The following is a 20,316-nucleotide window of genomic DNA, read 5'->3' as shown; positions in this document are numbered from 1 at the left end:
CCCCCGCTTGGGGGACGCGCTTCGTCCCCCAAACCCCCTCCGACCTCGTTTCTCAGTGGGTGTTTAAGCTTCTCGCTGTGCTGGGTGCGACGGGTGGTGCGGATATGACGGGTGGGGGGGGCAAGGTGGCGGGCCGACGGAGGGGCTTTGGGTAATGAGAGCGATCGCCCCCGCCACTCCTGCAATGCAAAGCGACCTCTGACACTCACCGACACGCCCTTAGGAGGGGGTGTGGGGGACGCTTCGTCCCCTGCAAAAGGGGGGTTTGGGGGGATATCCCCCAAGGCTGTTGGCTCGGATACAGAGCAGAGGTCAGGGATCAGGGGTCGTGCCCTTACTCAATCCCTTCATTCACCGGGAAGCGATCGATCAGGGCGATCGCCCGACGAGCATTATCCCTTAAGGTAGACGGCAAATACGGCACATGAGGAATCTGCGACATAAAATCCAGCGTCCGTCGCAGAACCCGAACAATATCCCCCTCATCCAGGCTCGTATTGGCGCACAGTTCCGGCCATTCCACCCCCAGCGCCCACTGCTCTACCAGCGGAATAAAGTCATACTCCATCCACACGGGCAGCGCCACCTGATACTGATGCTGGAGCTTGATGAGCTGGCGGCGCGTGCTGCGGAGTCCTTCCAGCGCCGACTCTACCCCAGCAGACACCTGATAGCTCGTCCACACATCTGGGCGAGACACCTCCGTCGTCAGCGCCGCACAGACCGTCACCAGTTCATGAGGATCGAGATCGTCTAGCTCGCCCGATGCCATCGCCAGCCCCAGCCAGAGTTCATTGTCGCCCCGGATGGCGGCGGCGATCTGTCCCAATTCCGTTGGCACCACGCCATCCAGACAGCCAAACCGCCGCAAAATTTCCATCAAATTGACGAATTCCTGCCAGTAGCGATGGGTGTGGCGCTCTAGCTTGGCGCGGCGATCGCCCAACTCCTCCAACAGCCGCTCGACCTGCTTGCGCCGCTTCAAAATTTGTCCCGGATTGCCAAACTGACGCGCCGGGTGTCGCTGTAGCTCTAGGTCTAGCTCCCGCACTTTTGCCTGCTGTTCTATAACTTCGGGAGCCTGCTCGGTCGGGGCGGGGATGGAGGGAATCTGCTGGGCGATCGCCGCCGATTCTTCTGAGCCAGAGCGGACTTGCCCCGGCTTTGGCGGCAGTTCTGGCGGCACGGTTAAATGATCCACCTGCGCCATGCGGGGCAGCTCGGCATGAAGGCCCACCACGTCGTTTGCCGTCACCACGCGCCAGCGGTTGTCTTGCCCCAGGCAAACAAAATAGGGCAACTGCCCGCCGCCCTGCGTCTTTGCCACCAGTACCGCAGGCAAGGGCTTGGCAACGGGTACGTATTTTCCTTTGAGCGAGAGAATACTTCCGGCAATCGCAAACGGCAGCGCCGCGTGCATGTCTTTCACTTGCAACTCTTGCGCCTGCTGCTGGAGATATTTCAAAATGCGGCGCTCTTCTTTGATCCGGTCGTGCAGCTTTTCGTAGCTGTTGAGAATGTCAGCATCGACATGGGCGATTTGCGCCTGCTGCTGCTCGACTTCGGCCTCCAGATCGGCGATCGCCAATTGCTGCGGCCGCAGATACAGCGTAGACAGATACTGCCCAAAGCTGCGCTCGATCAGATCCCGCGCCTCCTCCTCCGAGTGCGTTTGCAGCAGATTCAGCACCATGCCGTAGCTAGGGGTAAACTGGCTCACCAGCGGATCTGCGCCCTGCGTCGCCAGGTACGCCGCCTCCGTTGCCCCTTCAAAGGGCGTTTGCACCGTCACCACATAGCCCCGGTCGTCCATGCCGCGCCGCCCGGCCCGCCCCGCCATCTGCAAAAATTCTGAGGCCGTTAGCAGGCGATGCCCCCGATCTGTCCGCTTCGACAGGCTGGAAATGACCGTGGTGCGGGCAGGCATGTTGATCCCAGCGGCCAGCGTTTCAGTGGCAAACACGACCTTGATCAGTCCCTGCTGAAATAGTTCCTCCACCAACACCTTCCAGGCCGGCAGAATGCCCGCGTGGTGAGCCGCAATCCCCCGATACAACGGCTCGATCTGGCTGGCGCGGACTGCCTCTGGGTTGCGCTCCAGAAACAGGTCAATGAAAGCTTTTAGCTGGGCTTTTTCGGCTTCATTCACCAGCGATAGGGTTTCGATTTCCTGCACTGCCTGGTCGCAGCCCCGGCGGCTAAAGATGAAGTAGATAGCAGGCAGCATGTCGCGCTGCTGAAGCTGACTGACTAGAAAGGAAATCTTCGTTGGCTCTTGCCGAACCCTGGGCTGTTTGCCGCGCTTTTTCTTGAAGCGGGGGTTAACGGCAGTTTTTTCGTCATTGAGCAGGGGAAACAGACCCTTGGGCGACCCAAAGTAAAACTCCAGGGGCACGGGGCGAAAGTCGGAATAGATCAGCGCGGTGGGGCCGTGAACTCGGTCGATCCAGTCGGTGAGTTGGTCGCTGTTGGCGACGGTGGCCGACAGCGCCACAAGCTGCACCTCTTTGGGACAGTAGATGATGGACTCTTCCCAGACGGTGCCTCGCTGGCGATCGTTCATGTAATGGCACTCGTCCAGCACGACGGCATCCACGCCTTCCATCGAGGTGCCTACTTCGCCGATGGGCGTGCCATAGAGCATGTTTCGGAAAATTTCCGTCGTCATCACCAAAATCGGCGCGTCGCGGTTAATCGACACGTCGCCTGTGAGCAGGCCAATGTTTTGCTCGCCAAAGCGATCGCGAAAATCGCGCAATTTTTGGTTGGATAGCGCCTTCAGCGGCGTGGTGTAGAACACGCGACGGGGGCACGATCTACTGCCTTGAGCCGCCAGTTCCTCATTTTGCGCCAGTGCCCGAATAATTGCATATTCGCCAATCAGCGTTTTGCCCGAACCCGTGGGCGCACAAACCACCACAGATTTTCCTGCATCCAGGGCGGCGATCGCTTCCCGTTGAAAGGCATCCAGCTCAAATGGGAATACTCGATCTAAGTCAAGCTGAAATGGTGCAGAAGAAACATCCACGGGTTTTGTCTGGGAACTTAGGGTGGGTCTAGGATGGGAAACAATTGTATCGACTATTTCATCGAACAGTTCCGGTATCTTGGGGAATATCTTAAGGAAATTGTGGATTTGCCTAACTTCAGCCGGCTCCGGATGAGCTTTCTAAGCGGTTCAGGAAACAGGGGTCACTACCGCAGGATAAGCGTTGTTCGAGGCACTGCTGCCGCCTTGTCGGGGGGAGTGGCTTGCCCAAAGATCCAGACGACCAACCAGACGCACAACCATCCAACATTGCTCCCTTAGGGTTTGCTGCTCTGGGGCGGCCGCTGCCACCAGCGCGATCGCCTCTAGAGCACTCTCTGAACACCCTTGTAAACGTTGTCCTAGCTTAAATTGTTCAGCTTAATTGCTCAATTTATAGTCCTGCTCAATTTGCCTGCTCAAGCGTTCCACTCAATCTATTTCCCAATTCTGCCATTCCCAACAAGATACCGTGTCGTGTGCAGGCTTCAGAACTCTGCCAGCTTGCATCAGGAGGGCAAAGACAGGGTGAAAGCCTCCAAGACATTGCCCCGACCATGCAGTATGATGACCCACTTAGGTAAAGGCACAGGGGTTGCTGGCGCGTGTCTAGCGTTAAAACAACTGGATAGGCAAGTTCTGACCATCTTAGGAACAAGTCTAAAACCAGCGGGTGATTGGAGCCTGGGAAGAGTGCGGCGAAGGGTGCAGCGAAGGGCGATCGCCCAAAGTGTCACTGCCAGAGATGTCATTCCCCCTTTTGCGGTTGATGCTATGGTTATCACGGGGATTGCCCTGTAATTCTGACGACATCTTCAGTCCAGCACGATCTGCCGGAGCACTAAAGCTGGGTTCGGTTTGTGAAACAATGTCTCAAGGAAACGATGCCTCAAGGTCTTTGCAGCGCCCCACCCTGCCGCCCCATGAGGACATTTCGCCAGATAGCTCTGCCGTCTACCTGCATCACCCATTCCAACCACTTTTCTTTCCCTACAATCCTGCTGACTCAACTGGCTATTTTGCCCAATTCAGTGCTAGACAGGTGCCACCCAGCGCAATGCACTGCGCCGTTTCACCCGTTTCACAATGTCAGCAGCCTACCCCTTTCGAGTCGTGCTGGAACACGCTCGGCCCAGGCGAACGACTCTCCAGGGGCGAGGCAGTTTGCGCCAGGGCAACTCGCCTCAGCCGTCGGGCGGTAAAGCGTTAAAGTTGGCGTAACATTCTCTTGGCAACGTCCCGAACTCGGAACTCAAACGTTCACGAAAGGAAAAGCTGCCTGAAACAACCTCCAAAAGCCGCCAGAACGACCGCCTCAAAATGCTGCCACGAAACTTCCAAGAATGCCTATAGTCGCTGGATACACGCCCCTATCATGCTCCATTGGTTAAAACCGCCCGCTAAGCTGCCGTTTGCGATTCAGCGCTTGCCGCTGGTGAAGACGGTTTGGGATCGGATTTTGCCGGGGGTGTTGGCGGGGTTGCTGGTGCTGGGACTGATTCATCTGGGTCTGGTGCAGTCTTTGGAACACCTGGGATATAACGCCCTGTTCTCACTGCGCGGGCCGATTGCCTGGAGCAAAGATATCGTCGTGGTCGAAATTGACGAAGAGAGTCAGCGGAGTGCTGGGCAAACTGTGTGGACGCGCGATCGCTACGCAGACCTAATCAACCAGCTCAGCCCCGCCCAGCCCAGCGTCATCGTCCTCAACCCGCTCTTGTCGGAAAATGATCCCCAGGACATGGCCCTGGTAGCAGCAATGAGAGAGTCTGGCAAAGTTGTGTTGGGTCAGTCCTGGACTGATGCGGACTCGGCGATCGTGCCTGCTTTGCCCCTACGAGCCGTTGCAGTTGATATCGGACACGTCTTTTCGCGTGAAGATCTGGATGGATTGGTGCGCCAGATTCGCCTGCGACGCTATGGAGTGCCAGCGCTGTCGCTGGTGGCGGCCAATCTCCACCTGCGTCCGCTGGGCGAGCGAATTGTGGTTGAAAATCCTAACCAGGAACTCTGGATCAACTGGCCCGCTGCCGCCCGCGAATTGACTCACTACTCCTACGCAGATGTAGTGCGGGGGCAGGTGCCGCTCCAGTTTTTCCGAGACAAGATCGTGCTGGTGGGCATTACCACCTCTCCGATGAACTCGCTGCAAACGCCGTTTGACCGGGCTGTTCCGGTGAGCGATATGTATCTGCAAGCGGCTGCGATTAGCAACCTGCTTCAGCAGAATGATCTGCGGCGGTTGGGCAGCGGTTGGCAGGGATTGCTGCTGCTTTTGGGCGGGCCGGTGCTGAGCTTTGGGCTGATGGGGTGGTCGTTTGAGCGGCGGCTGATGGCGTGGCTGGGGCTGTGTTTGGGCTGGCTGGGGCTGTCGGTGCTGTTGTTTCATTACCAGTATTGGATTCCGGTGGCAATGCCCGTGCTGCTGGTGACGCTGACGGGTGCGGCAGTGGCGCTGCGGGAACAGTCGCGAACGAATCTGCTGCTGCGTCAGAGCGAGGAGCGCTATGCCCTGGCAGTGCAGGGGTCGAACGAGGGTCTGTGGGACTGGAACCTGATGACGAATCAGGTCTACTATTCTCCTCGGTGGAAGGAGATGCTGGGCTGGGAGGAGTCGGAGGTGGGCGATCGCCTTGAGGAATGGTACGAGCGGGTGCATCCCGATGACCTAGATTCGCTTAAGGCCGCCCTCCAAGAGCATCTCGACGGGCACACGGCCCATTTCGAGCATGAGCATCGCATGATTCATCGCGAGGGCAGCTATCGCTGGATGCTGACACGGGGCGTGGCTATCAAGCATCGCGACGGCACGGCTTACCGCATGGCGGGTTCCCAAAGCGACATTACCCAGCGTAAAGAGGCCGAAGACCAGCTTTGGCACAACGCCTACTACGACGATTTGACTGGGCTGCCCAATCGCGCCTTTTTCCTGGATCGGCTGCGGCAGGCGATCGCCTTTTCCCAGGAATATCCGCTCTGCTTTCATGCTGTCCTGCTGATTGACCTGGATCGGTTTCAGGTCGTCAACAACAGCCTGGGGAACAGCGTTGGCGACCAGCTTTTGATTGCCACGGCGCATCGCCTGAAGGGGTTTTTGCCCAGCGAAGCCGTGGTGTCTCGGCTGCCGGGGGATGAGTTTGCTATCCTGCTGCCCAACATTGAAGACGAGCGCGAAGCTACGCGCACAGCCGAACAGCTTCAGCAAATCCTGGCTCGGCCATTCAACGTTGGCGATCAAGAGGTTTATATCACCATCAGTATTGGAATTGCCATTAGCTCTGCCCGCTATACCCAGGCAGAACACATGCTGCAAGATGCTGACACGGCGTTGCACCGCGCCAAGGCCAGCGGCAAGGCTCGCCACCAGGTGTTTGACCCGGCCATGCACAACCGCATGTTGGCCTGGCTCAAGCTAGAAAATGACCTGCGGCGGGCGATCGCTCAGGAAGAGCGCTACGCCATGATCGGCGCAGATAATCCAGAACCAGAGCTATTTTTGCACTATCAGCCGCTGGTGCAACTCGACACCCGCCGCATTGTGGGCTTTGAGGCGCTGATCCGCTGGTATCATCCCAGCACAGGATTTTTACCACCCGGAAAGTTTATCCCGATGGCAGAGGAAACCGGGCAAATCATTCCCCTCGGCTGGTGGATTTTGCGCCAGGCCTGCCGCCAGATGAACCGCTGGCAGATGCAGTTTCCCGACTTGCCGCCGCTGACGATCAACGTCAACCTTTCCAGCCGCCAGTTTTCCCTGCCCGACCTGACCCAGCAAATCCAGGGCATCCTCTACGAAACGGGGCTGGATGCCTCCAGCCTGAAGCTGGAAATTACGGAAGGCACGATTATGGAAAACGGTCGAGCCGTCATCGACATGCTCTATCAACTGCGATCGCTCGGCATCCAGCTTGCTATCGACGACTTTGGCACGGGCTATTCCTCCCTCAGCTACCTCTATCGTTTTCCCATCAACACGCTGAAAATCGATCGCTCCTTTATCACCAAGATGCATACCGATAAGGACAGCGCCGCTATCGTCCGCACGATTATCAACCTGGCCCATAGCCTGGGGCTGGATGTCACCGCTGAGGGGGTGGAAGATCCCGAACAGGTGACCCGCCTGAAAGAGATGAACTGCGAATGCGGTCAAGGATTTTTGTTTAGCAAGGCGATCGATGCGGAAGCGGCAGAGGCCCTGCTCAGCCAGACGGAGCTAATTCAGGACTTTACGTAATCTTGACCTGGAAACCCGTAAAATTCCGGTCAACCCTCACCGAAACTTTACTGAATGGTCTAGCCAGCATAAGGGCGCGATCGCAATACTAGAGATACCGCTGAAAGCCTTACTGGATTGCCGAATGGGATCTCCTGCACCCTGGCGGGCTGGGGGCGATCGCCAGCTTTTCCGTCCTTCTTACTCTCTATCAACCCATGCTGACCTGGAAAATTGTCAAGCGCATTGGCTACTCGGCTGTCACCTCGGCAGCGATCCTGATCGCCTCGCCCAGCCTTACGCCCGCCCAAACGGTGACCGGGCAGAATGTGTCGAATGTAACCGCCGTCAGCGCTGCCTCTCCACTCCTGCAACCTGCCTACATTCTCGGCACGGGCGACGAACTGAGCATTGCCGTCTATGGGTATGACGAATACACCCTGACTACTTCGATCCTGCCAGACGGCACCATCACCCTGCCGCTGATTGGGCCAATTCAGGCAGCGGGGAAGACCACAGAGCAATTTAAGCAAGACCTGACCGAGCGGCTGCGAGCGATTCTGGTTAATCCAGCAGCCACAGTGACCGTGCTAACTCCCCGCCCAATCGTGGTCAACGTCGCTGGCGAAGTGATGCGCCCTGGCCCTGTGCGAGGAACAGACCTGCAAGGCACGCCCACGCTCAGCGCCGCGCTGATCTCGGCGGGTGGCGTTACGCGAAATGCGGATATCCGCCAAGTCTATCTGCGTCGCGTTGGCCCCAATGGCGGCAACCAGTCTTACACAATCAATCTGTGGGAAGCCATCAGCAGTGATAGTGCTGGGGCTGACCCGTTGATTCAAGATGGCGATAGCATTTACATCCCTCCACTCGGCCAGGGCGAAGTTTTGGATCGCCAACTGCTGGCCCGCTCTAGTTTCTCGCCTGCAACAGTGCGCGTGCGCGTGGTGGGCGAAGTGACCAAGCCCGGTGAAGTGCAGGTGCCGCCCGGTAGCTCGGTGTCTAGTGCAGTGGCGATCGCTGGGGGCCCGACCGAAGATGCCCGCCTCAGTCGCGTCGCCTTTATCCGCATGAACGAGCAGGGGATTGTCGAGCGACGCATGCTTGACCTGCGGAACCTCAGCGATGCCAACGAGATTCAGGATGGCGATGTGGTTATTGTACCCAGACGGCGAGACACCAGTTTCCTACAAATGGTGGGGCGAGTGCTAAATCCCCTCGGTTCTATTATTGGCATCATAGAAGGGCTGGATGGACTGCTGCAAGACGATAATAATAACTAGTACTACGTTACCGCTAGAGCTTAGGCTAGTAGTCAGCGCTTCAGCGCTGAGGCGCTAACTATGGGACAAGGCATCGCCCTAAAACTCAACCGTGACACTGCAATTGCAGCAGCTAGATAGCAATTAGGGCTGAGGCGCTACAAGCTCGGCGAGCGGCACGGTCTAACTTGAGTCAAATGTGCCTAAGCCAGGTTTGCTATGGTTGAGCTAGCTTGAGTCGTTCTGCTTAGGCTGGAAATCAATCAAGCGTGCCCAGTAGGGAACACGGGCGACAGTGGCTAGTTAGATAAGTCTTGTTAAGTTCTGAGCTTGTAATTGGTTTCGACAGCTTCGATGGTCAGGGTGGATGGCAGAGGTAAGCCATCCATCCTGATGCCTTTTGGGCTACCCAGGCAGACTACAAGCGCAGCAGGCAGCTCTACAAGTGTATTAGAGCAGCTCCACAAGTATATTAGAAAAGCTGCGGTTTGAAACTTGAATGAGCCACTTGCGAGATGATGTGCCAGCAGAAGATGATGCCCAAGGGTGGCAAGGCAAAGGGCGATCGCCCTCCGATTGCCCCTCTTCGTCTAGCGATACCGAATGGGACGCAGCACTGCGGGCAATGGGCGAGGAACCCGAACTAGCGATCGCCGATTCTCCCGAGCCTCTGCCTGTGCAGGTCAATGTGGCTCCGGCTCCGCTCAAGCTCGTGGAAACGGCGTTTTTGTCTAGCACGGCGGGGTTGCTGTGGCTGGTGAGCTACTATCTTAGCCTGGTGCCCTGGATGCGGATTGTGTTTCCGCTGCCAATCGCCCTGGTGTATTTGCGCTGGGGAGCGCGGGCTGCCTGGATGTCGCTGCTGGTGACGGGGCTGCTGCTGTCGGTGCTGATGGGCCCATTTCTCAGCATTTTGTTCATCATTCCCTACGGCCTGCTAGGCGTGCAGCTTGGCTTTTTGTGGCGGCGGGGCGCGGGCTGGCCGATCTCAATTAGCATGGGTGCAGTGCTGGCGACGCTGGGTTTGTTTGCGCGAGTCGCGCTAACGTCGGCCTTTGTAGGCGAAGACCTGTGGGTTTATCTAACGCGGCGCATCGCCGATTTGCTGGAGTGGCTGGTGACGCGGCTCGTGGATTGGGGGCTGCTGGGTGTAGGCGCACTAGGACAGATCAATCTGCCCGCTGTGCAGGCGCTGACGGTAGGAGCCTTTTTGCTGAGCGATTTGGTGTATGTGTTTACGATTCACCTGGCGGGATGGCTCTTGCTGGGGCGACTAGGCAACGCCATTCCTGAACCGCCACGCTGGGTAAGACTCTTGCTGGAAGAGGAATAGACAGGGGCGCACAGCACGGCTATGTAGTACAGAAGTGATACCAAGAATTGATATTGACTAAACTCTCCGGAATAGCCTATCGTGAAAATGTAATACCTTGTAGTACAACACGACTTGATTTCACTTAAACGATCGCCCCCATGACTTTGCACGAATCTAGCTATAGCGTTTTTGAAGCTAGTGAGGTACACGGATAGTCAAGAAGCGTTTGCCTCGTCAGGACTGTGCGTGCCTCACCCCGCAAGAAAATGCTATGGCAGATTGTAAAACCTGTAGAGCAATTTGACGGCCAGTGATGCGATCGCTCCGAGCGCCTGAATTCGTCATTTTCTTTCAATTCCTGTCCTCACCTTTGAACAGTTGAGATCTGCCCCTTTAGCGCTACTGGTTAAACGCTACAGCGCCAATCGTTTCTTCCAAATTGCTTGAAATACAGGACTTTTGATCTATAAAGCGATCTATGAAGTCGAGAGTTTGTGCTGTCTAGTGCTATTTCTAGCGCCGTGATTTAGAGATTTTCGGCGGATAGTCATCCATAATGCCCCCTAAAATGACCCCCAATATGCCCCCTACTTCACTGTTCGAGAGTTTGTTAGACGGTATTCTCATCGCGACGGAAAGTGAGTTAATTATTGCAAACGATGCGGCTCGACAGATTTGTAAAGTGCTTTGGCATCGGGTTCAGGCTGAGCGGCGATCGCCCCTCCAGGTGCCGACGGATCTCTGGCAGGTATGCCAGTTGGTTACCACTGGACACATCGCCAACCTCACGGTTCAAGATGGCGAATCCTTCGTAGAACCGCGCCAGCAAATTCGGATGCGATCGCACTGGATGACCCTAGCTGAGGGCGATCGCCCTTATCTGCTGGTGATTCTGGAAGACCAGGACAGCCTGCGCCGCCGAGCCGCCCGCGCCGAAGCCCGTCGCTTTCGCCTCACCCGACGCGAAACGGAAATTTGGGAACTGCACCGCGCTGGCCACAGCCGCCAGGAAATTGCCGACCTCTGCTACATCACGCTGGAAACCGTGAAAAAACACCTGAAAAGCGTCCGCGCCAAAATCGAACCTTGGGAAGCAGCAAGCTGATCTCGATTTTGGATTTTAGATTTTGGATTGCCAGTCGTGCATCTGCAAGGCTTCTGGCAACTTCTTTCGTAGGCCCTCAGAAACACTGATAGGAAAGAGTAAAAAGCCTCTGGCAAATCTGGAGCTTTACGCCCTTTTGCAGACCAATCACCCACTGAAGCTAACCCCAGCTTAACCCCAAAATTCACTGCGTAAAACCTGGAAACAGAGCCGATAACTGCAATAGCACTACCCAATCAACTCGGCATTTGGAATGATTTCGCGTCCGGATCGCGTCCTGTTCACATCGTCTGCCTGGATGCCGCTGCAATCGCCCTCAGGATTCTTCCAGGGGGCGCAATGGCGCACCGCTAGGCGAGGTGTTTTCGGCGGCGTTTTTGCACCTGCACAATCCGCAGTGATTTGCCCCACACTGCTGAGTAGTTCCAGTTCATTCCAGCAACCAATCTCCGGTGTGGCAACTCAGTTAAACGCTCAATCCATGATTTTCTATCGTCTACACGCCCCATCCGGAACAGCAGTTTGCATAGTGGCACAGTGCCACTTCTGAACAGAAGATTGGTGGATTTCAATCGGGGTACAGCATTTTTGAAGCAGTGAGATACCTCAATCGCACTCCGAAGCCCAAACGTAGGGCGATTTAGATATCCCTCACCCAGCGAGAAAATGCTGCGACCTCAACGAATGACTCTGACGTTTGTGCTTTGCCCCAAAGCTCCGCCAGAGCAATCAGCCAGGAACCTCTGAATCAGGGAAACTGACTTTTTCATTCGCCGAGGCAAATGCAGTGTATTTTGGAAAGCCCCCATGAACAGCAACTTTTTACTGCAAGCGATTTTCGAGAGCTTTATCGATGGTGTGCTGATTGTGAGCGATCGCGGCGAGGTCATCTACGCCAATCGCTCAGCCCATGAAATTTGCCGAATGTTATCGCCTGATGGGTTGAAAACTATGCGCTTGCCCAACCAGATCTGGCGCATTTGCCAAATGCTGGTGAATAACCGAGCGCTACACCAGGATACGACCGTGATTCTAGAAGACGAAATCCTCACCAGCAACAACAATCCTTTGCGAGTTCGGGTGGAGTGGATCTCGCTGGAATCAGTAGAGCAGCCGTGCCTGCGTGTGACGATCGAGGACCGGATGCAGTCTGCCCGCAAACGGGCGATCGCCGAACGAGAACGCTACGGACTGACGGAACGCGAGGCAGAGGTGTGGCTGTTGCGCCACCTCAACTGGACCTATAAGGCGATCGCCGCCAATCTGCACATCACCGTAGACACCGTGAAAAAGCATGTCCGCAATATCTACGCCAAGCGCGAAGCCTTCGAGTGGGCGCAAGAATAGCGGCGGGTTGAATCCACATTCGTAACTAAATCTTCCTGATGCGTCGGGTGCCCCTCAAAAGGCACCCTTTCTTAACATCTTTCCTAATAGAAAAAGATGTGCATACTGAAACAATGCCAGGAGGCGGACTTGAACCGCCGACACGAGGATTTTCAGTCCTCTGCTCTACCAACTGAGCTATCCCGGCAGATGAAGCTCCCTAAAGCCTTGGAGAAGGCCAAGCACTTTTGGAAAACTTCAGCGCTTAATTAAGCTAACAGACTTTGAGAGATCTTGGCAACCCCTTTTGAAGGGCGATCGCCATTTTCTCTGGCTTTTATCAACACAGCTAGATGTATCAACACAGCTAGATGGGCCGTAGCCGAGTCACCTTGAGCGTGAACCGCCCGCTGCCCTGGCCGCCGTAAGGACGCACCCGCAGGATGTAATTGCCATCTTGATTAATCCGCATAAACAGCAGCGAATTTGTGGTTCCATCGGGGCCGTCATCATTTTCGCCAATGGTAGTGCCGTCAGGCGCAATCAGCGTAATGATGGTGTCGAACTCGTCGGAGAGCAGATCCATCACCACTTGGTCGCCCTTTTGAAAAGTTACGACGTAATCGCGGGCAAAGCCCCCAAATCCAGTCGGAATATCCTTGTCCGAGAGGGTATCCGTTACCTCATTGCTGGAAGGCAGAGGAATGGGGTTATACATCGTCCTGCCTTGTTGAGTGGCGCTTTGGGCGTAGGCTGGTGTCCCCAGCCCGATTAGGAGAGAAGCCACAGACAGGAGCAGGGAGGCATTGAGCGAGCGAAAGTGCGTCATGAGTAAGGTGAGTTGTTGAAAGAGTGGGGACGGTTAGCTAGAACAGATCTGGACAAAATCGAAAGCGACTAAGATTTTGCCTGGGAAGAGTTTTGTTCATTATGCCCCAACTCTTCACGCAAAGCGTCAGGTTTAACAACCCTGCAACAGTCGTAAAAACTTGTGCTGAGAAGCTCAGACAGAAGCAAGACCCCTCGGGCGATCGCCCAATGAACCCCATAACTGCATCGGGAACCCCCTACATTTCTGCGCTCATTACTGCGCTTGAATCAAGTAGCCGCAGCGATGTTCTCCATTGGCTAGCCAGTGGGTCCGCTGCACTCGACAATCCCCCAACGCCATCTCAAACATTTCCAGTTCGTGCCCACAGACACTAGGAAATGACTCGGCAATATGCGAAATAGCGCAGTTATATTCCGTAATAATGAACTGCGGTTCTGTCTCCTCGCCTTCAGGTTCCACAAAATGCCACTCGGCCCATATAGCCCCTCAGCTTTTCGCAGATCAACCAGCCGCATCACCCGCTCTTGCAGCGTGCCGCTGCCGACCTGCTTGCGATATTCCAGCGCTTTCTGTTCCCACTGCTTGCGAAGAATCGACCCCATCTGGTCAGGGCCGACGGTTTCCGCCAAGGTAGTCAGCAGCGAAACGGCAAACTCGTCGTAGCGCTCAGGCAGGCGATCGCGCCCCTCTCGACTCAATCTGTACAGATAGTTGGGGCGACCCATCCCCACTTGCATTGCCTCGTGTTCTACCAGCCCCTCATCCGTCAGATCTTTTAGATGACGGCGTATCGCTTGAGGACTAATTCCAAAGTGCTCTGCCAAAGCCTGAGCGCTCACCTGCCCCTGCTTAGCGAGGTAATGCAGAATGTCTTGCTTGGTGGACGGTTGCTGAGTTGCGGTCATCGTCCCTCAAAAGCGCCAAAACGCCTTACAATTAACTTTGACAACTGAAGTGTTGCTAAAGTACCTTTACAATAGAACTAAAGCAACTCTCAAGTTGTTTTAATTATAGGCATGAATCGTTCGCGCTGTCGCCCTACTCATGGAAAAAACAACTCAAGCTTCTGAAAAGAACCTGGAACTGATGCGGAGCTTCGCAGAAAGCTACGCAAAGCGCACTGGCACCTACTTTTGCGTTGATCCAGGCGTTACGGCAGTGGTCATCGAAGGCCTCGCCAAGCACAAAGACGACCTGGGTGCGCCCCTCTGCCCCTGCCGCCACTACGAAGATAAAGAAGCCGAAGCGGCCGCAGCCTATTGGAACTGCCCCTGCGTCCCCATGCGCGAACGCAAAGAATGTCACTGTATGCTTTTTCTCACCCCCGACAACGACTTTGCAGGCGACAAGCAGGAAATCAGCCTCGACGAAATCCGCGGAGTTACAAGCCAGTACTAGAGGTCGAGTCTAGGGAACGGGAGCAGCCATTGCAGAAGCATTTCATCACAGATGCATTTGGCTTATGCGGTTCCCTATTCCAACTGGTTCTCTCCTCCAAGCTGAATCTGATCCAAGCTGAATCTGAGTGCCCAATTCCTTCCCTTCGCGCCTAGTCCTCAATTCCAAACACCCAATCCCTTAACCCTCAAAATGTCTACCTCTGTCAAATCTCTCGTAAATCAGCCCTACAAATACGGCTTTGTCACCGAGATTGAGTCCGACACGATTCCGCGTGGGCTAAGCGAAGACGTGGTGCGGCTCATCTCTGCTAAAAAGAACGAGCCAGAATTCATGCTGGAGTTTCGTCTGAAGGCGTATCGCCAGTGGCTCAAAATGGAGGAACCCAACTGGGCTGCGGTGGGATATCCGCCGATCGACTATCAGAGCATCGTCTACTATTCCGCGCCCAAGCAGGCAAAAAAACTCAACAGCCTGGAAGACGTTGATCCAACCTTGCTGGAAACCTTTGAAAAGCTGGGCATTCCACTTTCGGAGCAAAAGCGGCTGTCCAACGTGGCGGTGGATGCCATCTTCGACAGCGTTTCGGTCGCCACGACCTTCCGCGAAAAACTGGCGAAGGAGGGGGTTATCTTCTGCTCGATCTCGGAAGCAATGCGTGAGTATCCAGATCTGATTCAGAAATACCTGGGTAGTGTCGTTCCAGTTGCAGACAATTACTTTGCAGCGCTGAATTCCGCTGTGTTTTCCGATGGATCGTTCGTCTACATTCCCAAGGGCGTTCGCTGCCCGATGGAGCTTTCCACCTACTTCCGCATCAACAACGGCGATTCGGGACAGTTTGAGCGGACGCTGATCATCGCGGAAGAAGGCAGTCACGTCAGCTATCTAGAAGGTTGCACTGCGCCGATGTTTGACACGAACCAGCTCCATGCCGCAGTGGTAGAGTTGGTGGCGCTGGACAATGCCGAAATCAAGTACTCTACCGTGCAAAACTGGTACGCGGGCGATGAAAACGGCAAGGGCGGCATTTATAACTTTGTGACGAAGCGTGGCTTGTGTCAGGGTGTGAATTCCAAAATCTCCTGGACGCAGGTCGAAACGGGGTCTGCCATTACTTGGAAGTATCCGAGCTGCGTGCTGGTGGGCGACAACTCCGTGGGCGAATTCTATTCCGTCGCGCTGACTAACAACATGCAGCAAGCCGACACGGGTACGAAGATGGTGCATGTTGGCAAAAACACCCGCAGCACGATTATCTCCAAGGGCATTTCCGCAGGGAAGTCGAAAAATAGCTATCGCGGGCTGGTGAAAATTGGCCCCAAGGCAGACGGCGCACGCAACTATTCCCAGTGCGACTCGATGCTGATTGGCGACACCGCAGGCGCAAATACATTTCCCTACATCCAGGTGCAAAACAACACAGCACGGGTGGAACATGAAGCGTCTACGTCCAAGATTGGTGAAGACAGTTGTTTTTTACTTGCAGCAGCGTGGCATCTCGGTTGAGGACGCAATCTCGATGATGATTAGCGGCTTTTGCAAGGATGTGTTTAACCAACTGCCGATGGAATTTGCGGTGGAAGCCGATCGCCTCCTGGCGCTGAAGCTCGAAGGCAGCGTCGGCTAGAGGAATGCCTCACGATTTTATGGTGCAAGTTTTATCTGCCAACGCTATTACGCTCCGCGACTTGAGCGACAAGTTCCACTTGCGATATGTCGAAGATGCGTCTTTTTTTCCAGAATGGCAGACCGATTTGCCAGAGATTTCGCCAGAGGAACAAAAAATTCTAGACAAGGTAAAGTCTGCCTATCTCAACCTAGTCACTGATCCGCCTGTTTTGGAAAAGCCTATTCAGTTGGTGATGGTTTCTCCTTTGCTGCTGCTAGCAGATTTTTACTTGTCGCCTTATCAAGTGAAAACCGAAAAAGTCATTGAAGTAATCGAAGAAAATGAGGGCGTTGTTGTTACGGGCACATTGGATATTCTGGTGTTAAAGGAGAAGCTGTGGCTGTTGGTAATTGAATCGAAACGCGCGGCGCTTTCAATTGAATCTGGTCTGGCGCAGTTACTCTCTTACTTATTGGGCAGACCCTTATTGGGCAGACCAGATAGCGATCGCCCAGGCTACGGTTTGGTTACAAACGGTGAGAACTTTCTGTTTATTAAGCTCATGAGCCAGGACTTTCCTGTATACGCGACTTCTCGATATTTTGCAGTTCGCAATCCAGGAAATGATCTGTACGAGGTGCTTCGCATTTTGAAGAAGATCCGGGACTGTTAGAAATTCTTGAGATGAACAGACATTAACGGTGTAACGAGGTGAGACGGTGATTCGAGAAGGCAGCAACGAGGTGATTTTATCGGTGAAGGATCTCAGGGCTGAGGTGGACAGCACGGAGATCCTGAAGGGTGTGGATTTGGAAATTCGGGCGGGCGAAATTCACGCCATTATGGGGCTGAATGGCTCTGGAAAAAGCACCTTTTCTAAGGTGATTGCTGGACATCCGGACTATGAAGTAACGGGTGGCGAGGTGATTTACCTGGGGCAGAATTTGCTAGAGATGGAACCCGAAGCGCGATCGCGCTCTGGTATTTTCCTCGCTTTTCAGTATCCGCTGGAGATTCCCGGTGTTAGCAATCTGGACTTTTTGCGCGTCGCCTACAACGCCAAGCGCAAGCACCAGGGGCTAGAAGAACTGGATGCCTTTGATTTCGATGAGCTGGTGCGCGAAAAGCTGGACGTGGTAAAGATGGATGCATCTTTTCTCAGCCGCAGTGTGAACGAGGGCTTTTCGGGCGGCGAGAAGAAGCGCAACGAGATTCTGCAAATGGCGCTGCTAGAGCCGAAGCTGGCGATTTTGGACGAAACGGATTCGGGACTGGACATTGACGCGCTGAAGGTGGTGGCGGATGGCGTAAACCAGCTTGCGAACGCTGAGAACGCCATGCTGGTGATCACGCACTATCAACGCCTGCTGAACTACATCGTGCCCGACTATGTGCATGTGATGGCGAATGGTCGAATTATCCGCACCGGCACCAAGGAACTGGCGCTGGAGCTAGAGGAGCGCGGCTATGAGTGGGTGCTGGAAGACTCGACGGTGAAGGCATAGGGGGCGATCGCACGATGACAGTCCAAGTTTCCCCAGAGGTGAATACACCCATATCGCCAGCCGCTGCTCAGCGGGCGGAGTTTCTTCAGCACTTGCGGCAGTTGGCGCGGGCGATTCCTTCGCAAGTTGCAGCCCTGGAGCCACTGCGCGATCGCGCTCTGAGCCAGCTTCAGGGGCGGGTGTTTCCGACCAGCCGCGATGAGGAATGGCGATTCAACGACTTGTCGGCGCTGCTGAATCTGAAGCTAGCGGTCGCTGAGGCCGAGCCTACCATGCGGCTGGATGACCTGGAAGCGTTTTTCATGCCAGAAACCGCTAGCCGTCGCTTGGTCTTTATCAACGGCGCGTATTCTGAGAACTTGTCAGCCTTGGGGGATGTGCCGTCGGGCGTAACGGTGTCCAGTCTGGCAGGACTGGATGCTGCCTGGACTGAGCGACTCCAGCCTTACTTGGCGCAGCAGCCCAATGCTGAGGAGCTATTTACCACGCTAAACACTGCTGGCTTGAGCGATGTCGCGGTTGTGTTTGTACCCAAAAACGTGGAAGCCGCAGAACCCATTCGGTTGCTGTTCGTGTCTACGGCAGCAGACACGCCGACCTTCAGCCAGCCTCGTGTGTTGGTGCTTGCCGAGGCGAATAGCTCGATTACGCTGCTAGAAGATTATCTGGCCCTGAGCGAGGGATCTTACTTTGTCAATCCTGTCACCGAAGTCTGGGTGGGTGAAAACGCTTCAGTGAACCACACCCGCCTCCAGCGCGATAGCCGAGCCGCCGTCCACATAGGCAAAACTGCTGTTTCCCTTGAGCGCAGCGCCCGCTACACCTGCAATGCTGTTAGCCTGGGTGCTTCCCTGTCGCGTCATCACCTGGAGGTACATCCCACGGGCGAACAGGCTGAGGTGACGCTGAACGGGCTGACCGTGGCCACAGGCGACCAGGAAAGCGACCTGCACAGCGCGATCGCCCTCAGTCGGCCCCACTGCGTCACGCGCCAGTTGCAGAAAAATATTGCGGGCGATCGCGCTCATGTCATTTTCAACGGTAAGGTATTCGTGCCGCAAGCCGCGCAGCTTACCGATGCCGGACAACTGAACCGCAACCTGCTGCTGTCGTCCAAAGCGCGGATCGACACCAAGCCCCAGCTCGAAATCGTCGCCGACAACGTGAAATGCACCCACGGCGCAACCGTTAGCCAGCTTGAGGCTGACGAAGTATTTTACTTGCAAAGCCGAGGTATCGATGCCACTAGTGCCCAGAGTTTGCTAATTTACGCCTTCGCCTACGAAATTTTGGAGAAGATTCCCATCGCCTCCCTGCGGGAATCGCTTGCCTCCTCATCCCTCCTTCGCCCAAACTCCTAGTTCCAGACCCTTAGTTCCAAACCCCTGCCATGACCCTCGCCCAAGAACGCACCCTCGCCACCAAAGTCCGCGCTGACTTCCCCATCCTGCACCAGGACATTCACGGGAAGCCGCTGGTTTACTTTGATAACGCCGCCACGTCCCAAAAGCCGCTGGCGGTGCTGAATGCGCTGGAGGACTATTACAAGCGCTATAACTCCAACGTGCATCGCGGCGTGCATACCCTCAGCGGGCTGGCCACCGATGCCTATGAGGGGGCGCGGGATAAGGTGCAGCGGTTTGTGAATGCGGCACAGCGCGAAGAAATCATCTACACGCGCAATGCCAGCGAAGCGATTAACCTCGTCGCCTATGCTTGGGGCATGAACACGCTGCAACCGGGGGACGAAATCATCCTGACGGTGATGGAACACCACAGCAACCTGATTCCCTGGCAGTTGGTGGCGCAAAAGACCGGGGCAGTGCTGAAGTTTGTGCGGCTGACGAAGACGGAAGAGTTTGACTTCGAGCATTACCAATCGCTGCTGTCGGATAAAACCAAGCTGGTGTCGGTGGTGCATGTGTCCAACACGCTGGGCTGCATTAACCCGGTAACGGAAATCGCAGCGGCAGCGCACAAGGTTGGCGCAAAAGTGCTGATCGATGCCTGCCAGAGCGTGCCCCACATGCCGATCGACGTGCAGGCGATGGACTGCGACTGGCTGGTGGCATCGGGTCACAAAATGTGTGCGCCGACGGGTATCGGCTTCCTCTATGGCAAAAAAGAAGTGCTGCGGGCCATGCCGCCATTTTTGGGCGGGGGCGAAATGATTGCCGATGTGTTCCTTGACCACGCCACCTACGCCGACATTCCCCACAAGTTTGAAGCAGGAACCCCGGCCATTGCAGAGGCGATCGCCCTCGGTGCGGCCGTCGATTACCTGAGCGGCATCGGCATGGACAAAATTCACGCCTACGAAGCCGACCTCACCGCCTACCTGTTCCAGCGGCTGGCAGAACTGCCCGAAGTGCGAACCTACGGACCCAAGCCCGATGTCCAGGGCGAAGGTCGCGCCGCCCTAGCCGCCTTCACCACCGGCGCAGTGCATCCCCACGACTTATCCACCATTCTCGACCAGGCGGGCATCGCTATCCGCGCTGGCACCACTGCACCCCAAACCCGCTGCACCGCGAAGTGAAGGCGCAATCCACCGCCCGCGCTAGCCTCTATTTCTACAACACGAAGGAAGAAATTGACACCTTCATCGCCGCACTAGAAGAAGCAATCGAGTTTTTTGGCGGCATTTTTGGATAGGTCAATTCCCGGAGCCACCTTTCCCTTACAATCTGTGACGGAGTGTACACTTAAGGGATTTTTCA

The 20,316-nt window shown here is 55.4% G+C and carries 14 protein-coding genes, 1 tRNA gene and 2 pseudogenes; 12 read left to right on the top strand and 5 right to left on the bottom strand.

The genetic code is table 11. From position 1 onward, the window contains the following. Positions 1-334: 334 nt before the first annotated feature. Positions 335-3,028: a DEAD/DEAH box helicase gene (locus tag O77CONTIG1_RS18715; RefSeq protein ID WP_068513702.1), complete on the bottom strand. Its 2,694-nt coding sequence runs from the start codon at positions 3,026-3,028 to the stop codon at positions 335-337. A gap of 923 nt (positions 3,029-3,951) precedes the next feature. Here O77CONTIG1_RS18715 and O77CONTIG1_RS24875 point away from each other — a divergent pair. The 5 genes from O77CONTIG1_RS24875 to O77CONTIG1_RS18690 all read left to right on the top strand — a co-directional run bounded on the left by O77CONTIG1_RS24875 (position 3,952) and on the right by O77CONTIG1_RS18690 (position 10,923). Continuing rightward, on the top strand, positions 3,952-4,230 hold the full coding sequence (locus tag O77CONTIG1_RS24875; protein WP_156435462.1) for a hypothetical protein: 279 nt from the start codon (positions 3,952-3,954) through the stop codon (positions 4,228-4,230). Between the two features lie 173 nt (positions 4,231-4,403). Continuing rightward, positions 4,404-7,262 (top strand): EAL domain-containing protein, encoded by a 2,859-nt coding sequence (locus tag O77CONTIG1_RS18705; RefSeq protein WP_068513696.1) that lies wholly within the window; start codon positions 4,404-4,406, stop codon positions 7,260-7,262. Between the two features lie 197 nt (positions 7,263-7,459). Further along, positions 7,460-8,524, top strand: coding sequence for a polysaccharide biosynthesis/export family protein (locus O77CONTIG1_RS18700; RefSeq protein WP_068513693.1), 1,065 nt, complete (start codon positions 7,460-7,462; stop codon positions 8,522-8,524). 478 nt (positions 8,525-9,002) lie between these two features. After that, a complete protein-coding gene (locus O77CONTIG1_RS18695) occupies positions 9,003-9,836 on the top strand; it encodes a DUF2232 domain-containing protein (RefSeq protein ID WP_084782837.1) in 834 nt (277 codons plus the stop codon). 562 nt (positions 9,837-10,398) lie between these two features. Further along, on the top strand, positions 10,399-10,923 hold the full coding sequence (locus O77CONTIG1_RS18690) for a helix-turn-helix transcriptional regulator (RefSeq protein ID WP_172799726.1): 525 nt from the start codon (positions 10,399-10,401) through the stop codon (positions 10,921-10,923). 228 nt (positions 10,924-11,151) lie between these two features. Here O77CONTIG1_RS18690 and O77CONTIG1_RS26375 read toward each other — a convergent pair whose 3' ends face one another. Continuing rightward, complete coding sequence (locus tag O77CONTIG1_RS26375) at positions 11,152-11,334, bottom strand: hypothetical protein (RefSeq protein ID WP_156435460.1); 183 nt, start codon at positions 11,332-11,334, stop codon at positions 11,152-11,154. 396 nt (positions 11,335-11,730) lie between these two features. Between O77CONTIG1_RS26375 and O77CONTIG1_RS18685 the strand changes: the two genes are divergently transcribed. Next, a complete protein-coding gene (locus O77CONTIG1_RS18685) occupies positions 11,731-12,270 on the top strand; it encodes a helix-turn-helix transcriptional regulator (protein WP_068513688.1) in 540 nt (179 codons plus the stop codon). 114 nt (positions 12,271-12,384) lie between these two features. Here the strand turns inward: O77CONTIG1_RS18685 and O77CONTIG1_RS18680 are convergent. The 3 genes from O77CONTIG1_RS18680 to sufR form a co-directional block, all read right to left on the bottom strand. Next, positions 12,385-12,457: transfer RNA gene (locus O77CONTIG1_RS18680), tRNA-Phe, on the bottom strand. Between the two features lie 159 nt (positions 12,458-12,616). Further along, entirely contained in the window at positions 12,617-13,078 is a 462-nt protein-coding gene (locus O77CONTIG1_RS18675; protein WP_068513685.1) for a PPC domain-containing protein, read from the bottom strand. 299 nt (positions 13,079-13,377) lie between these two features. Continuing rightward, positions 13,378-13,986, bottom strand: coding sequence for an iron-sulfur cluster biosynthesis transcriptional regulator SufR (gene sufR / locus O77CONTIG1_RS18670; RefSeq protein ID WP_317134143.1), 609 nt, complete (start codon positions 13,984-13,986; stop codon positions 13,378-13,380). Positions 13,987-14,125: 139 nt separating this feature from the next. On the opposite strand from sufR, the gene O77CONTIG1_RS18665 reads away from it, so the two are divergent. The 6 genes and pseudogenes from O77CONTIG1_RS18665 (at position 14,126) to O77CONTIG1_RS18640 (ending at position 20,251) form a co-directional block, all read left to right on the top strand. After that, positions 14,126-14,479 carry a ferredoxin-thioredoxin reductase catalytic domain-containing protein gene (locus tag O77CONTIG1_RS18665; protein ID WP_068513682.1) on the top strand — a complete coding sequence of 118 codons (354 nt, stop codon included), beginning with the start codon at positions 14,126-14,128 and terminating at the stop codon, positions 14,477-14,479. Between the two features lie 192 nt (positions 14,480-14,671). Next, a pseudogene (sufB, locus tag O77CONTIG1_RS18660) lies at positions 14,672-16,109 on the top strand (Fe-S cluster assembly protein SufB). A gap of 61 nt (positions 16,110-16,170) precedes the next feature. After that, positions 16,171-16,764 carry a restriction endonuclease subunit R gene (locus tag O77CONTIG1_RS18655; RefSeq protein WP_286132401.1) on the top strand — a complete coding sequence of 198 codons (594 nt, stop codon included), beginning with the start codon at positions 16,171-16,173 and terminating at the stop codon, positions 16,762-16,764. Between the two features lie 46 nt (positions 16,765-16,810). Next, positions 16,811-17,596, top strand: a complete 786-nt coding sequence (gene sufC, locus O77CONTIG1_RS18650; protein WP_068513680.1) for a Fe-S cluster assembly ATPase SufC — start codon at positions 16,811-16,813, stop codon at positions 17,594-17,596. Positions 17,597-17,610: 14 nt separating this feature from the next. Then, a complete protein-coding gene (sufD, locus tag O77CONTIG1_RS18645; RefSeq protein ID WP_068513676.1) occupies positions 17,611-18,957 on the top strand; it encodes a Fe-S cluster assembly protein SufD in 1,347 nt (448 codons plus the stop codon). Positions 18,958-18,986: 29 nt separating this feature from the next. Further along, positions 18,987-20,251, top strand: a pseudogene (locus O77CONTIG1_RS18640) (SufS family cysteine desulfurase). Positions 20,252-20,316: the final 65 nt, after the last annotated feature.

It is taken from the genome of Leptolyngbya sp. O-77 (assembly GCF_001548395.1).
Taxonomy (GTDB): Bacteria; Cyanobacteriota; Cyanobacteriia; order Elainellales; family Elainellaceae; genus Thermoleptolyngbya.
Note: the sequence above shows the minus strand (reverse complement) of the source record. Positions and strands in the feature narration are given on the sequence as shown.